Source organism: Pseudomonas mangiferae, from assembly GCF_007109405.1.
In the GTDB taxonomy this organism is placed as follows: domain Bacteria; phylum Pseudomonadota; class Gammaproteobacteria; order Pseudomonadales; family Pseudomonadaceae; genus Pseudomonas_T; species Pseudomonas_T mangiferae.
The window spans coordinates 52,840-66,964 of sequence record NZ_VJOY01000018.1 but is presented as its reverse complement, the minus strand read 5'-3'; the positions used below and the strand labels follow the sequence as shown (position 1 = coordinate 66,964).

General features: G+C 63.4%; 15 protein-coding genes. 6 read left to right on the top strand and 9 right to left on the bottom strand.

All coding sequences use genetic code 11. The annotated features are described in order from the left end of the window. A partial coding sequence (locus FM069_RS18975; protein ID WP_143489944.1) for a hypothetical protein occupies positions 1-825 on the bottom strand: 825 nt, incomplete at its 3' end. Positions 826-1,226: 401 nt separating this feature from the next. Continuing rightward, positions 1,227-1,970 (bottom strand): class I SAM-dependent DNA methyltransferase, encoded by a 744-nt coding sequence (locus FM069_RS18970; protein ID WP_143489949.1) that lies wholly within the window; start codon positions 1,968-1,970, stop codon positions 1,227-1,229. Between the two features lie 588 nt (positions 1,971-2,558). Between FM069_RS18970 and FM069_RS18965 the strand changes: the two genes are divergently transcribed. The 3 genes from FM069_RS18965 (at position 2,559) to FM069_RS18955 (ending at position 6,903) form a co-directional block, all read left to right on the top strand. Next, positions 2,559-3,776 (top strand): GGDEF domain-containing protein, encoded by a 1,218-nt coding sequence (locus FM069_RS18965; protein ID WP_143489943.1) that lies wholly within the window; start codon positions 2,559-2,561, stop codon positions 3,774-3,776. Positions 3,777-3,924: 148 nt separating this feature from the next. Next, positions 3,925-4,737, top strand: a complete 813-nt coding sequence (locus FM069_RS18960; RefSeq protein WP_143489942.1) for a hypothetical protein — start codon at positions 3,925-3,927, stop codon at positions 4,735-4,737. A 174-nt stretch (positions 4,738-4,911) separates the two neighbouring features. Further along, positions 4,912-6,903: a peptidase U32 family protein gene (locus FM069_RS18955; RefSeq protein WP_143489941.1), complete on the top strand. Its 1,992-nt coding sequence runs from the start codon at positions 4,912-4,914 to the stop codon at positions 6,901-6,903. Between the two features lie 466 nt (positions 6,904-7,369). Here FM069_RS18955 and FM069_RS21675 read toward each other — a convergent pair whose 3' ends face one another. From FM069_RS21675 to FM069_RS18945, 3 genes are all read right to left on the bottom strand, one after another. Continuing rightward, positions 7,370-7,522 carry a hypothetical protein gene (locus FM069_RS21675; RefSeq protein ID WP_178106852.1) on the bottom strand — a complete coding sequence of 51 codons (153 nt, stop codon included), beginning with the start codon at positions 7,520-7,522 and terminating at the stop codon, positions 7,370-7,372. Next, positions 7,519-7,719, bottom strand: a complete 201-nt coding sequence (locus FM069_RS18950; protein WP_143489940.1) for a hypothetical protein — start codon at positions 7,717-7,719, stop codon at positions 7,519-7,521. Before FM069_RS18950 ends, FM069_RS21675 begins: the two co-directional genes overlap by 4 nt. A gap of 123 nt (positions 7,720-7,842) precedes the next feature. Beyond that, positions 7,843-8,685 carry a CAP domain-containing protein gene (locus FM069_RS18945; protein WP_143489939.1) on the bottom strand — a complete coding sequence of 281 codons (843 nt, stop codon included), beginning with the start codon at positions 8,683-8,685 and terminating at the stop codon, positions 7,843-7,845. 102 nt (positions 8,686-8,787) lie between these two features. Here FM069_RS18945 and FM069_RS18940 point away from each other — a divergent pair, with 102 nt between their 5' ends. The 3 genes from FM069_RS18940 to FM069_RS18930 all read left to right on the top strand — a co-directional run bounded on the left by FM069_RS18940 (position 8,788) and on the right by FM069_RS18930 (position 10,864). Continuing rightward, positions 8,788-9,321: a DUF1003 domain-containing protein gene (locus FM069_RS18940; protein WP_143489937.1), complete on the top strand. Its 534-nt coding sequence runs from the start codon at positions 8,788-8,790 to the stop codon at positions 9,319-9,321. An 82-nt stretch (positions 9,322-9,403) separates the two neighbouring features. Further along, positions 9,404-10,459 (top strand): hypothetical protein, encoded by a 1,056-nt coding sequence (locus FM069_RS18935; RefSeq protein ID WP_143489935.1) that lies wholly within the window; start codon positions 9,404-9,406, stop codon positions 10,457-10,459. A gap of 123 nt (positions 10,460-10,582) precedes the next feature. Next, on the top strand, positions 10,583-10,864 hold the full coding sequence (locus FM069_RS18930; RefSeq protein WP_143489934.1) for a peptidylprolyl isomerase: 282 nt from the start codon (positions 10,583-10,585) through the stop codon (positions 10,862-10,864). Between the two features lie 826 nt (positions 10,865-11,690). Here FM069_RS18930 and FM069_RS18925 read toward each other — a convergent pair. The 4 genes from FM069_RS18925 to FM069_RS18910 all read right to left on the bottom strand — a co-directional run bounded on the left by FM069_RS18925 (position 11,691) and on the right by FM069_RS18910 (position 14,005). Further along, the gene (locus tag FM069_RS18925; RefSeq protein ID WP_143489933.1) at positions 11,691-12,074 is read right to left on the bottom strand and encodes a hypothetical protein; all 384 of its coding nucleotides are present in this window, start codon (positions 12,072-12,074) and stop codon (positions 11,691-11,693) included. Positions 12,075-12,218: 144 nt separating this feature from the next. Further along, the gene (locus FM069_RS18920; protein ID WP_143489932.1) at positions 12,219-12,605 is read right to left on the bottom strand and encodes a hypothetical protein; all 387 of its coding nucleotides are present in this window, start codon (positions 12,603-12,605) and stop codon (positions 12,219-12,221) included. Between the two features lie 9 nt (positions 12,606-12,614). Next, positions 12,615-12,998, bottom strand: coding sequence for a hypothetical protein (locus FM069_RS18915; RefSeq protein ID WP_143489931.1), 384 nt, complete (start codon positions 12,996-12,998; stop codon positions 12,615-12,617). Positions 12,999-13,000: 2 nt separating this feature from the next. Further along, positions 13,001-14,005 (bottom strand): hypothetical protein, encoded by a 1,005-nt coding sequence (locus FM069_RS18910; RefSeq protein ID WP_143489930.1) that lies wholly within the window; start codon positions 14,003-14,005, stop codon positions 13,001-13,003. Between the last annotated feature and the right edge of the window lie 120 nt (positions 14,006-14,125).

The window sequence follows — 14,125 nt, the reverse complement described above, 5'->3', positions numbered from 1 at the left end:
CCCCAGAACCCCACCCACCAAACTCCCTCCAAACCGCCCCGCCTCGGTGAACTTCACTTTCCGGCATTCCTCCTCTCGCCCTACGGTGCAGGCATTGTAGATGCGGCTGCCGCTGTAACCAGCGTCCAGGGCGATGCCGACATAACCGCCGTACTTGATGTACTTGGCCGCCCGGGCAGTGCCATCGATGTAGCTGGAGTAGCCGGGGATGGCGCCGGCTCGTCCGGCCTTGCTCCAATGGTGGACCAGGCTGCGACTGGAGAGGCCTAGGGCGTGGCGGAGATTGGGGTGGTCGGGCAGGCCGATGCCCTTGCGCACCAGCGGCCCGAGGCTGGCGTCGAGCTGGCGCATCAGGCGTTGGCGCTCGGCGAAGAAGGCGGCGCCCTTGAGGCTACCGTTCTGCTCGAAGCTGCGCTGGTGGAGCTGTTCCAGGGCTTTCAAGGCCTTGCCCAGGTCGTCCAGGTGCTTGCCGAGCATGAGGCTCGCCGTGCCGATAGCGCCCCCGCCCTGCTGGAGAAACGGCTCGATGACGTCGCGGTTGTGCACCAGAAAGCGGGCGTCGTCATCGCTCATAGGCGCCAGGGCAGCGTCGACCTTGGCGGCCGCCTCCATCAGCAGGGCTTCCTGCAACGTGCACAGGCTGTCGGTGGAGGCGCTCATTACCGCCATCTGACCGGGCTTGGCCCACTGGCTGAGGTGAGGATTGAGGCTGCGGAATTTGCCCAGGGTGGCCGACGACGCCTCGGGCATCAACAGGTGCTCGAGGCTGCCGCGCGGCATGGGGTCCTGGACGATATAGAAGCCGGGCTCGGCCGGTGTCGGCATGAATTCTCTCCCTGCGATGCCATCCATGAATGAATCGGCCGGGACTGTGACACAGCGATTCTTGCCGTCGCAACGACGCAGGGGCGAGTGTCCGCCTCGAACGCAGAGAGGATGCTGGAAGTGTGAACGTAACCACAAAGCAACAGCGATAGTTACCGAATACCTACCCGGTAGTCACCAGGCAGTTTCCTCGTTCACAGGTAGAGCGGCAACCAGCGATGAAGGAAGGCTTCGCCACTTTCGCCCCATGGAATGGATGCAAGGGCGTAGGGTGGACAACGCGTTGCGTGTCCGCCCAGACCTGCCTCGGGAGTGAGCCGGCACGCGGTCGGTGGAAAACGCGTTGCGGTTTTCCACCCTACGGAATCGGACGTTGGCGGGGTCGAAGCCTTACCGCGTACCTACCCTTTCACGCAGACGAACAGCGCATTGCCGGAGGCGCCGTCCCACGGGATGAGCCTGTCGTAGTCGTGCTCGAACACGTGAACGTCGAAATCCGGCTGCAACAGCGCCTGCAGCTCGGCGAAGCTCACCGCCACCATGGGGTGTTCGTCGTGCCAGGTCTGGGTGTCGCCGGCCTGGGTGCGGTCGATGCGCAGCCTCAGCGACTGCCGCTCGCCCGTACCGGGGTAGTGCCAGCCGGAGCGGAAGTCGAACAGGGCCCCGTCGTGGCGGGCGCTGTGGGCGGTGAAGGAGGCGTTGTCGATCCGGGTCTTGTCGACGGCGTTGAAGCAGAACACCCCGCCCGCCGCCAGGGCGCGGTGCACGCTGGCGATACAGGCCGCGAGCCGGTCGAGGGTGGCGTTGTAGTGGAGCGAGTACAGGAAGCAGGTGATCAGGTCCTGCGGTTCCTCCACCGTGAACCCGCACATGTCCTGCCGGGAGAAGCGGGCGCCCGGGCAGCGGCGGGCGGCCCGGTCCAGCATGGGCTGGTTGATGTCGAGCCCACTGCTGCAGTAGCCGGCCTCGATGAAGTGGCTCACGTGGGGGCCGGTGCCGCAGGCCAGGTCGAGGTGCCGCCTCCCGCCATTGCCGAACAGCTGCTGCAACCGGTGGACGCAGTGGCTCTGCGCCCGGTAGTCGATGTCGGCGCACATCAGGTCGTAGTAACCCGACAGATCGGTATAGAGCGCGTTGCCGGACATGGGCACCTGGGGAGTCAACCGGGAAAGGGCGCGCATCATATCCCACCCCTCCCCAACGAGCCGACCTTCGGGCGTTCAGGGCACGTGTTTCGTGCGTGGGCGGATAGCGCGGAGCTTGCATACGGGGACCCGACCCGGCGCGAAACCGACGCGCTGAGGATGGAAAACGTAAAGCGGTTTTCCACCCTACAGTCCGCGTAGGGTGGGCAACGCGAAGCTTGCCCACCAGAACCCGACTCGGCGTGAAACCGATGCACTGTCGGTGGAAAACGCAAAGCGGTTTTCCACCCTACGGCCTGCGTAGGGTGGGCAACGCGAAGCTTGCCCACCAGGAACCCGACTCGGCGTGAAGCCGATGCGCTGTCGGTGGAAAACGCAAAGCGGTTTTCCACCCTACGGTCTGTGTAGGGTGGGCAACGCGACGCGTGCCCACCAATGGCCCACCACCTGCACAGTACCGCTCACCCAGACGGACGAGGAGCGCCCGGCCCCTTCGCTCGCTTACAATCGCTGCCTTGAATCGCGTTGATGGCGGTGGGCCAGCCACCGCCGTTCTCTTTCCACGGTAACCAGGCAGGCCGACCGGACATGGCGCTCGATGCCCCCACGATGTTGACCCTCACCATAGCCCTGGCGGCCGCCGCGGCGCTGTACCTGGCGATCGAGTGGCGTGGGGTTCGCGAAGCCTCCCTGCTGTTCTGGAGCCTCGGCTTCGCCACCATCAGCCTGGGCTCGACCCTCGCCCTGCTGCGCGGGAGCGGCCTGCTGCTGATCGGCATCTGGTTCGCCAATGGCCTGCTGATCGTCGCCCACTGGCTGTTCCTGGTGGGGGTCGCCCAGTTCACCGCGACGCGCCTGTCCCGCGCCTGGTACCTGGCGCCGGCGGCCTGGCTGGCCCTGCTGCTCCTGCCGGGCGAGCAGCAATGGCCCAAGGTGATGCTGCTGGTCAATTCCCTGCTGGTGGCGCTGCCGTCCATCAGGGCCGGCGCGCTCCTGCGCCCACACGGCGGCTCCCTGGGGGCGGGGGCGGCGCAGCTGCGCTACGTGCTGCTGGGCCACGGGCTGTTCTACCTGGCCAAGGCGATCCCGGCGCTGGTCCCGGGCACGCTGATCGACCTCGCGGCCTTCCGGGGCGAGATCATCCAGGTTTCCCTGGTGGAGGGGGCCATGGCGATCATGCTGATCGCGCTGTCCATGACCGGCACCGTCCGCTACCGGCGGGAAAAGCGCATCGAACGGCTGGCCGCGCGGGACCCGCTGACCACCCTGTACAACCGGCGCGCCCTGGAGACCCGGGCGCCGCACCTGCTCCGGGAGGCCTCCCCCGCCCGCCCCGGCGCGCTGCTGCTGATCGACATCGACAACTTCAAGCTGGTCAACGACCTGCACGGGCACGCCGCCGGCGACCGGCTGCTGGTCACCCTGAGCGAGATGATCCGCGCGGTGCTGCCGGACGGCGCGCTGGCGGCCCGGCTGGGCGGCGACGAATTCGTCATCCTGCTGCGGGACGCCTCGGGCGAGCGGATCGCGGCCCTGGGCGACCGGCTGCGCCGAGGCTTCCACGATGCGGCCGCCAAGGCGTTCGCCACGCCCGAAGCGGTGACCCTGAGCATCGGCGCCAGCCTCTACGACCGGCCACCCGCGAGCCTCGTCGCCCTGATCGAACAGGGCGACCTCGCGCTCTACGAGTCCAAGCGGGGTGGGCGGAACAGCATCCGGCTGGTGGATGGCACCCTCGCGGGCAAGGCGTCGATGGGCGGCCATACAGGGATAGGGATTGGCGCGACGAGGAGTCAGGGGATGTAGTGGGGAGCGTTTCTTCTTGGTGGATGGGTGAAGCGTCATCCACCCTACCGACTTGCCAAGCCCTGCGCACTAGGGCTTTGGACACGGGCTTCCGAGCGGAAGCCGCACCGCTTACACCCTTGCCAAACACGCTCTACAGGGATGAGAGATGACTGACGACAACGCAACCAAGGCGCCCCGGGTGCGCTTCAACTGGCTGGCCTTCCTGCCACTGCTCGGGGTAGTCGGGTATGGGTTCGCCTACCTGATCGGTATGGCGCACTATCAGGCGTACGCTCGCCATTTCAACGTTTCCGTCGACCTGTTTCCCCTCACGCTGGCGGATACCTTCGTCAGCGCGTATGTCGCAGCGCTCAATATCGGCATGGGCTGGTATTCGGTACTGCTGAGTGCCAAGGCCTGGTGCTCGACGGTGCTTCTGCTCGCGCTCCTGATGCTGGAATACGTTTACCTGTTCAATAACCCCGGGCTCTTCAAGGGGGCCAGGATGCCCCGCTGGCTGGTGGGACGGCCTCACCTGGCGCGCATCGTCGTCGCATTGGGCATGGCCCTAGCGGTCAGCCTGGTCCTGTTGCTGATGCCCCTGGTCATCAACAGCATCCTGATCGTGCCCGCGATCATGGGAGAGGAAGGCGCTGTACGCTCCATCGAGCGGGATGCCCGTACTTATGCGGTGCCCTGTGAAAAGGCTCAAGGCAAACGCTGCGTCCGGCTGCTGGACGGTGAGAGGGAAATCGCCCGGGGCTACGTGTTCGCGGCATCCGAGCAGCGCATCGCCCTGATCCTCGGCGAGAGCACCCGCATCCTGCCGCTGAAGGACTACACCCTCGAGACCCTCATACCGGGCGTCGATACGTCGGGTGCCGATTCGCCGGGCGTTGGTTCGCCGGACATCAGCTCACCACGTGTCGACTCGCCGGATTCCAGCGGCGGGACGCCTTCGACCGAGCGCCATCGGTAGCGCTGCCCGGGTAAAGGCCGCCCACCAGAGAAGCACCGCCCCCTGTCCCACACGATCAACGGCCCCGCCCCTCGCCCCGCCGGCGGTCATCCGCCGGTACAATGCCGCCCTTTCCTATAACGATTCCGGCGGCGGGCCTTGCGTCCGACCGCCCCGTGCCGAAGCCTGAACGCCATGTCCCTACCCAAGCACCACCTGGAACTGCTCAGCCCTGCCCGCGATGTGGCCATCGCCCGCGAGGCGATCCTGCATGGCGCCGATGCCGTCTACATCGGCGGGCCGAGCTTCGGGGCGCGGCACAATGCCTGCAACGAGGTGAGCGATATCGCCCGGCTGGTGGAATTCGCCCATCGCTATCACGCGCGGGTGTTCACCACGATCAACACCATCCTCCACGACAACGAGCTGGAGCCGGCCCGGGCGCTGATTCACCAGCTCCACGACGCCGGCGTCGACGCGCTGATCGTGCAGGACCTGGGCATCCTGGAGCTGGACATCCCGCCCATCGAGCTGCACGCCAGCACCCAGACCGACATCCGCACCCTGGGGCGGGTGAAGTTCCTCGACCAGGCGGGCTTCTCCCAGCTGGTGCTGGCCCGGGAGCTGAACCTGACGGAAATCCGCGCCATCGCCGACGAGACCGACGCGGCCATCGAATTCTTCATCCATGGCGCGCTGTGCGTGGCCTTCTCCGGGCAGTGCAACATCTCCCACGCCCAGACCGGCCGCAGCGCCAACCGCGGCGACTGTTCCCAGGCCTGCCGCCTGCCCTACACCCTGAAGGACGACCAGGGCCGCGTGGTGGCCTTCGAGAAGCACCTGCTGTCCATGAAGGACAACAACCAGAGCGCCAACCTCAGCGCCCTGGTGGACGCCGGGGTGCGCTCCTTCAAGATCGAGGGGCGCTACAAGGATATGGGCTACGTGAAGAACATCACCGCCTATTACCGCCAGCGCCTGGACGGCATCCTCGCCGAGCGCCCGGACCTGGCCCGCGCCTCCAGCGGCCGCACCGACCACTTTTTCGTGCCGGACCCGGACAAGACTTTCCACCGGGGCAGCACCGACTACTTCGTCAGCGAGCGCAAGATCGATATCGGCGCCTTCGACTCGCCCACCTTCACCGGCCTGCCGGTGGGCGTGGTGGAGAAGGTGGGCAAGCGCGACCTGATGGTGGCGACCCGCGAGCCGCTGTCCAACGGCGATGGCCTCAACGTGCTGATGAAGCGCGAGGTGGTGGGCTTCCGCGCCAACGTCGCCGAGGCCCGGGGCACGTTCGAGGAGGACGGCGAAACGCGCTACCGCTACCGCGTCGAGCCCAACGAAATGCCCGAGGGGCTGCACCGCCTGCGCCCGAACCACCCGTTGTCGCGCAACCTCGACCACAACTGGCAGCAGGCGCTGCTGAAGACCTCCGCCGAGCGCCGGGTCAGCCTGACCTGGGTCGCCACCTTGCGCGAGGAACGCCTGGAACTGACCGCCACCAGCGAGGAAGGGGTCAGTGCCCGCGCCGTCCTGGACGGGCCGTTCGGCGTGGCCAACAAGCCGGAACAGGCGCTGGAGCAGTTGCACGACCTGCTCGGCCAGTTGGGCACCACCGAGTACCACGCCGACCGCATCGAACTGGACGCCCCCCAGGCCTTCTTCATCCCCAACTCCCAGCTGAAGGCCCTGCGCCGCGAGGCCATCGAGGCGCTCACCGCCGCCCGGGTACGGGCCCATCCCCGCGGCGGCCGCAAGGCCGAGACCACCCCGCCGCCGGTGTACCCGGAATCGCACCTGTCCTTCCTGTTCAATGTCTACAACCAGAAGGCCCGCGACTTCTACCACCGCCATGGCGTGCAGCTGATCGACGCTGCCTACGAGGCCCACGAGGAAACGGGCGAGGTGCCGGTGATGATCACCAAGCACTGCCTGCGCTTCTCCTTCAACCTCTGCCCGAAGCAGGCCAAGGGCGTCACCGGCGTGCGCACCAAGGTGCAGCCGATGCAGCTGATCCATGGCGACGAGGTGCTGACCCTGAAGTTCGACTGCAAGCCCTGCGAGATGCACGTGATCGGCAAGATCAAGGGCCACATCCTCGGCCTGCCGCAGCCGGGCAGCCAGCCGGTGGTGGGCCAGATCAGCCCCGAGGATTTGATGAAGACCATTCGCCGCGCTCAGTGAGGGCGGCGAACTCGAAGGCTCGGGAAAGCAGGATTCACGCCGGGATCGGGTGACGTGATGGCATGGCAGACGGGAATCGAATGGTCGGTACTGACTGACACCCGACTCGGGATTCGCTACCAGCCCGGGCAATCGCAGCACGCTCCGCCTGAAGAAACGGACGTGCTTCACAGGCGAGATGGGCTAGAAGCTCAGAAACAGCCACCAACCCGTTCGATAAGGCAGGGTGGCGATGTAGGGGCCTGAAAGTGAGCGTGCCAGCCCAACCCTATGTGATCGACGCGAGGTTGCGACGATTGCCCGTTCTGCACCGCGCCGAGCGCAGGCCGTTCTGGCCGAGCGCCTGAAGTAAGCCCGATACCCGCACTACCCCGTTCACGTCACGATAAGTGCGGGCCCTCAGGCACGTCGTGCCAGGACGTCTTTGGGAAAATCCGGCCGATCCTGGCTGGCCTTCCTAGCTGATTCAGCCCAACGGGCTTTCACCGGCATTCGGCGGCGCCGACGGTTCGTCCTCCAGGGATGGGTCGGGCACATCCGCTGCGTTATCGGGCTCGCTGCGGTGCTCGTCCTGGTCCTGCGGGGTCAGGCCATGGGCCGACGGATCTTTGGGATTCATGGTGCGTTTTCCTCGTCACGGGGGGCGTCGGGCACGCCTTCGCCGGCTTCGTCGAAATCCGGGTCCTCTCCGGGTCCGCCTTCTCCGGCATCGACCATGGTCACGTCCGGTTCCTCGGCGGCCGGCTCCCCGGCGGCCAGTTCCTCGCGGGTGGGCTCCTCGGTAAAGCGGCCATGGCGGTCGTTGGGCGGGGTCATCGGCTTCTCCTGATCAGGGCGTCCTGAAGGTGAGAGCCGGCGCGCGGGCGTGGTGTTCGAGCCACCTGCCAGGCGGTCGCGGCGGACCCGGCCATGGTCACGACAAGAGCGGCCTGCCCAGGCTCAAGGCGCGCCGAAGACCTGGGTCCAGTAGATGCCGGCCTGGCTGCGGGGGTCGGTGGCGTAGGCGGCGCCCGTCTCGGTAAAGGTGGCGTTCATCAGGTTGGCGCAATGGGCCGGGCTGGCCAGCCAGCCGTCCACCGTCACCTTGGCGGAATCCTGGCCGGCGGCGATGTTCTCGCCGAGCTGGTGCCAGGTGTAGCCGGTGCGCAGCACGCGTTCGTCGGTGAGGCTGCCGTCGCTGCCGCGGTGGGAAAAGCTGTCGTGGTTGGCCATGTCCAGGCTGTGGGCACGGGCGGCCTCGGCCAGGGCGGTATTCCAGGCCAGGGGCGGTGCCGCGGGGAACGCCTGCTGGCCGCAGGTACGGGGTGTCGCCCGCGCCTGGTTGACCGCCTCCAGCACCGTCTGCCCTTCTACCTCCCAGGGGCCGAGCCCGCCGGACAGCAGCGGCCGGGCCAGCACCACCCGCCATTCCTGGCCGCTGCGGGACACGCCCACGTCGGTGTACTGGGCCCCCAGCAGCGAGCGGCAGAACTTCTGCCCCATGGCCGCCATGGCCGCCGTCGCATCCGCCGGGCCGGAGAGACGGATCAGTTGCAGGGCGGCGATGGGGTAGCCGTTCTGGCTCAGGGCCTGTTGCAGCGCGCCGATGTCGGTCTGGGTGGGCTCGGACAGCCGCAGGTCGGCGGACAGTGGCCCCGCCGGCTCGGCGTGCTGCCCCTCGCAGACCGGCGGCTCGGCGCGCAGGGCGTTGATCTGCTCGATCAGCCGGCTTTCCTCGGAGGCATGGACGACGCCGGCCAGCAGCAGGGCCAACGGCAAGGACGAACGGACGATGCGGCGCATGGGTATCCCTCGTAAGGCAGCCCGGGGCTGCGTGACAAACCTGTCAGCGGCGATGCAGGATCGGGGCCGCGAACACACGGACGATTCTTCGACAGGTGCCCCATGAGTACGATCCATCCCCTGGAATACCTCGCCCAACAATTGCTCGGCAAGCAGCTGCATGCCCTCGAACCGGAAGAGACGCATGTGCTGGAGAAGATCCACCAGCACCGCCCGGTGTCCCGGGACGCGGCGGACGTGTCGGACCAGATGGCCACCGTCGGCGAGCGGCTCTCCGACCGGGTGGCCGCCATCGGCGGCTCCTGGGGTTTCATCGTCGGCTTCTCGCTGGTCCTGCTGGGCTGGATGCTGCTCAACACCGACGTGCTGCAGCACTTCGGCCTGGCCTTCGACCCCTACCCATACATCTTCCTCAACCTGATGCTGTCGACCCTGGCGGCGGTGCAGGCGCCGATCATCATGATGAGCCAGAACCGCCAGGCGGCGAAGGATCGCCTCGCCGCCAGCCTGGACTTCGAGGTCAACCTGCGGGCCGAGCTGGAGATCATGCGGGTCCACGAGAAGATCGACCAGTTGATCCTCGCCCGTCTCGACCAGGTCCTGGCGCGCCTGCCGGAGAAACCGGCCCGGGACTAAGCGAATCCGCCGTGGCGGCGGGCCTGTCGCCGTGGGGGCGGCGATGCGACAATCGCCGCCCTTCACCTGGATGGAACCGAACATGAGCCGCTGGCTGGACAGGCAGGTCTCCGAATACGACCCGATGATGCGACTGATCGCTACTTCAGAGGCCGCCTTCAAGCGTCATCTCGGCTGGATGATCAAGGTCTTTCCACCGCTGTTCGGCTTCTCCATCTTCCTGGCTTACTTCAACCAGTACGGCTTCTACCCAAGCTTCGACCTGTTCCAGTTCTCTTCGCTGCTGCTGGCCGCGGCGGTGGTCGGCGTCGTGGTGATCGGGGCGATCGTCCTGTTGCTGTTCCTGCCGGGCGCAGTGATTTTCCAGTTCTTCCTGGAAAAACCGACGATCAAGGATGAACTGCGCTATGCCCGCCCCTACCGCGAAGAGGACCGAACCCCTTTCGCCGTGACGCTGCTGATCCTGCCGTTCTTCCTGCCGTTCATGGTGCTGGCCACCCTGCAACTGGTGGTCCTGCTGAACGATCCCTCCAGTTATGTGACGTACATAAAATTCGCGCCAATCGGCGTCGGCCTGCTCAGCGGTCTGTTGCTCCAATGGCGCTTCGGCCTTCCGCGCTTCGCCTTCCTGAACTATGGATTCGCGGCCTATGTGCCGCTGATGATGGTCAGCCTTTTCACGGCCTACACCCTGTTCGATTCCGCTTCGCGCTTCGAGGAATTCCTGGGCGGCGCGGCCAAATGGCCACTATTGATAGGCGTGACCCTCGTCTTGAGCGGCATCGCCGCCCTCTGTGCGGCGACACCCATCGGTGGATGGAGCTTCGCCCTCCATACATCGGTGTTTTTCGCCATGATCATCGCGTTCTACAGCGGGACGCTGACAACCTTGCCGGAGAAAACCATCCAACGCCTCGGCCTGGGCCACTACACGGCCGAACGCCTGGTGCTGGACGCCCAGTACTGCGAAGCGGGAACGCGCCAGCTGCTGGAACTGGACGAACGCTGCACCCTGGAAAACGTCGCCGTCGTCTGGTCCCTGGGGGAAACCCTGGTCTTCCAGCGCGCGGGGCACGACAAGCAGCTGTACCAGATCCCCTCGCGCGTGGTGAAAGCCATCGTCAAGGCCGTGAAGTAGACGGGGCGCCACGCCTATCCGTGACGCGGCGAGGTCGAAACGCGGCCGGGTCGCGACGGATGCGGCTTGAAACGGGCGCGGTTTCCGGTAGGCTCGGCGGCCTCTTCCACAAGGAGTCGTCCCATGGCCCGAGCCACTGCCCGCCACATCCTGGTCGCCACCGAAGCCCAGTGCAACGAACTGAAGAAATCCATCGAAGACGGTGCCGATTTCGCCCAGGTGGCGAAACAGCACTCCACCTGCCCCTCCAGCCGCGACGGCGGCAACCTGGGCTCCTTCGGCCCGGGCCAGATGGTCAAGGAGTTCGACACCGTGGTGTTCAGCGCCCCGCTGAATGTCGTGCAAGGCCCGGTGAAGACCCAGTTCGGCTACCACCTGCTGGAAGTCACCAGCCGCCAGGACTGATCGTCCCCTCCGACAGGGCGCCCACCCGGGGCGGCCCTGCTCGGCGACAGGGACGGCTCGCACCATCCCGTACCGCTCACCTCAGCACGGTACCGAAGCGGGCATCCAACAGAACGGCGAAGGTCAATACTCCGCTTATCCCCTATATCCGCCCAGGCCGGGTTATCCGTTTCTCCAGATCCGCGGGAAATTCCAGCAGGTCCTGCCGATCCATTTCGCCATTCCGGATGAAGAACGCCTTCATCGACAAGGCCGGAGTGATTTGAAGCACGCGCTAGGCACAGCTGATCCACCCACCGCCCATGTGGTACCTGTTGTTCTTCACCAACGCAGACCGCGGCAGATGACGCTCGACTTCATCCTGAGGGCGCAGCGACTATCTTAGACATGGGTACTGTTCCGATCACAACTTATAGCCGTTGAAGTATTCCCCATATCCTCCACCCAGGAGCACTATAAAGCCGAAAATCAGGATCAGCCGGCTTGGCCATACTACTTTTCTGGCCAAATACTGTGGAAACTCGGAAGAATCATCTGGATCAAGCTGACCCTTTCTTATTGAAAAACCACGCAGACTCAGACAGGAAGATATTTGAAGCAAACGATACGTTTTACCCGTCATGCTATCGCCCATGAGGAGTCTGTTACTGATGACGAGCTTCGACCGCTTTAGGTGCATCTCGAAATCGTCTAGATAGTTGATTGCCACATACGCCATGTAGAGCGTCAGCAAGAACCCTATGAGAACGCTCACCATGACGACTATAAGGAGTACCACACCTACGCTAGGCATTATCACGCAGACCTTTTCGTCTCACAAAGCGAATTACCTGAGAACTCCACTATAACTTGCATACATGGCAACACCCAACGCCAGGAACCCGCTCACTTGAAGAACTTTATTTGGGACCGTTATTCTTCTTCTCAAAGAAGATGGAAGACTCAAAACCTCCCGCTCAATCAAAGCGCCCTTCTTTATATAGAAACCCTGATAAATCAGCCCTGAAGATAACTGTATCAGTCTATAGGTTCTTCCAAAAAAACCATTACCCAAGAGCTTCCTATTACCGGCCACCAATGGCGACAATTTGAAATAGCTTTCTGCTTCTTCCAGCACTTGGTATGAAAGCCTGGATAGGTACAACCCGCTAACCAAGGCAATGAAAGTGGCAGCCCATATGAGCAGTAATAAGGAATGTTTGAAAGTCATCTATTGCTCATCTCATAACGGCCTGGCAAATCGCACTCGACCTCTCCGCGCAACGGGAGATCGTCGAGATAGACGACTGCGACCGTGAACAGAGGCAAATGAAGTCAACTCGGCAGTTAAAAAATCGAACTTCAACCAAAACCACTAAGCGACGCCAATCCACCCTCGGTATCGTCCATATTGAACAAGCGCCATGAAGATTATGACGTTCATTGCCAAGACCCCGTATGACCAGGTGACCCAACGATGCAGATTAATGGGAAGTCTATCCAAGTCTTCGAGTGCCAGAATACCTTTCCTCAAGCTATATCGTTCGAACATTAAAAGCCCCGCTATCTGGTCTGTTCTATAAAGGCGTTCCCACCATCCCTTACGGGCAGCCAAGGGACTTCTTTTGATAGCCGCTGAATTTTCCAGATATTTCTCTATCTCGTCCAATTTAAAAATCGACACATAGACTGCCAAGCAAAAAGCAATCAGTGCGAAAACGATAAAAAAACACACAACCACCGCATATAAAAACTTCACCATCAAATTTACTTAATGCAAAACAGAGCTATAACGTGCATATATCAAAACAGCAAAAGTAAACAGTCCGCTTACTAGCAAAACCCGCCCCGGCCTGGTTATTTTCTTTTCTAAATCAGTTGGAAATTCGAGCAAGTCTTGTTGATCCATTTCTCCCTTTTTTATGAAAAACTCCTTCATCAATAAGGCCATATTGATCTGAAGCAAGCGATAGGTGCATCCTATCCAACCGCCCCCCATATTATTTCTATTATTTTTCACCAAAGCGGATCGATGAAGATGACTCTCAACTTCATCGAGGATACGAAGAGAGAGGATTGTCATATAAACCCCAATCGCAAGTGTAAAAAACGCACCTACCGCAGAGACGATAACTATTAATAGCTTAAGTGTCATAATTAGCGAACACCTTCATATACCAATTCTCCCGCAGTCTCCCCGATAGAGTTACCTGCACCACCGGCAATTGTGCCTGCTGTACCGACAACTACAAGCCCACACATCATTCCACCAACTCCAAATGTACCGACTCCAATAGCAGCACAGATTGGAGCCACGGCTAAGGTGCCGACGTAACCTCCCAGTGCTCCTCCTACCAAGCCACCACCAAATCGACCAGCCTCTATAAGTTGCACTCTCCGGCATTCCTCGCTGCGTCCCACGGTGCACGCAGTGTAGATGCGACTACCGCTGTAGCCGGCATCGAGCGCGATGCCGACATAGCCGCCGTACTTGATGTAGCGGGACGCCCGGGCGGTGCCTTCGAGGTAGGTGGAGTAGCCGGGAATGGCGCCGGCCCGGCCGGCTTTGCTCCAGTGGTGAAGCAGGCTGCGGCTGGAGAGGCCCAGGGCGTGGCGCAGGCTGGGGTGGTCGGGCAGGCCGACGCCCTTGCGCACCAGCGGGCCGAGGCTGGCGTCGAGTTGGCGCATGAGCTGCTGGCGCTCGGCGAAGAAGGCGTTGCCCCGCAGGGTACCGGTCTGGTCGAAGCTGCGCTGGTAGAGCTGTTCCAGTGACCGCAGGGTGTTGCCCAGGTCGTCCAGGTGCTTGCCCACCATCAGGCTCGCAGTGCCGAGGGCGCCGGACCCGTCCTGCAAGAAGGGTTCGATGAAGTCGCGGTTGCGCACCAGGAAACGGGCGTCGTCGTCGCTCAGGGGCGTCAGGGCGGCGTCCACCTTGGCGGCCGCTTCCATCAGCATCGCTTCCTGCACGGTACACAGGCGTTCGGGGGAGGCGCTCATCACCGCCATCTGGCCCGGCTTGGCCCACTGGCTCAGGTGGGGATTGAGGCTACGGAATTTCTCCAGGACCGGGGCCGTTGCATCGGGCATCAGCAGCCGTTCGAGGCTGCCCTGGGGCATCGGGTCCTGGACGATGTAGAAGCCGGGTTCGGCGCGGGTGCTCATGGTTTCCCTCTTGTGAATTGCCTTCCGTGAACGCGGCGGGACTGTGGCACAGCGGTTTTGCGCCTCGCAACGGCGAAGCGGGCCTGGATCACGGAAGCACGCAAGCGCGCCCCGAAAACG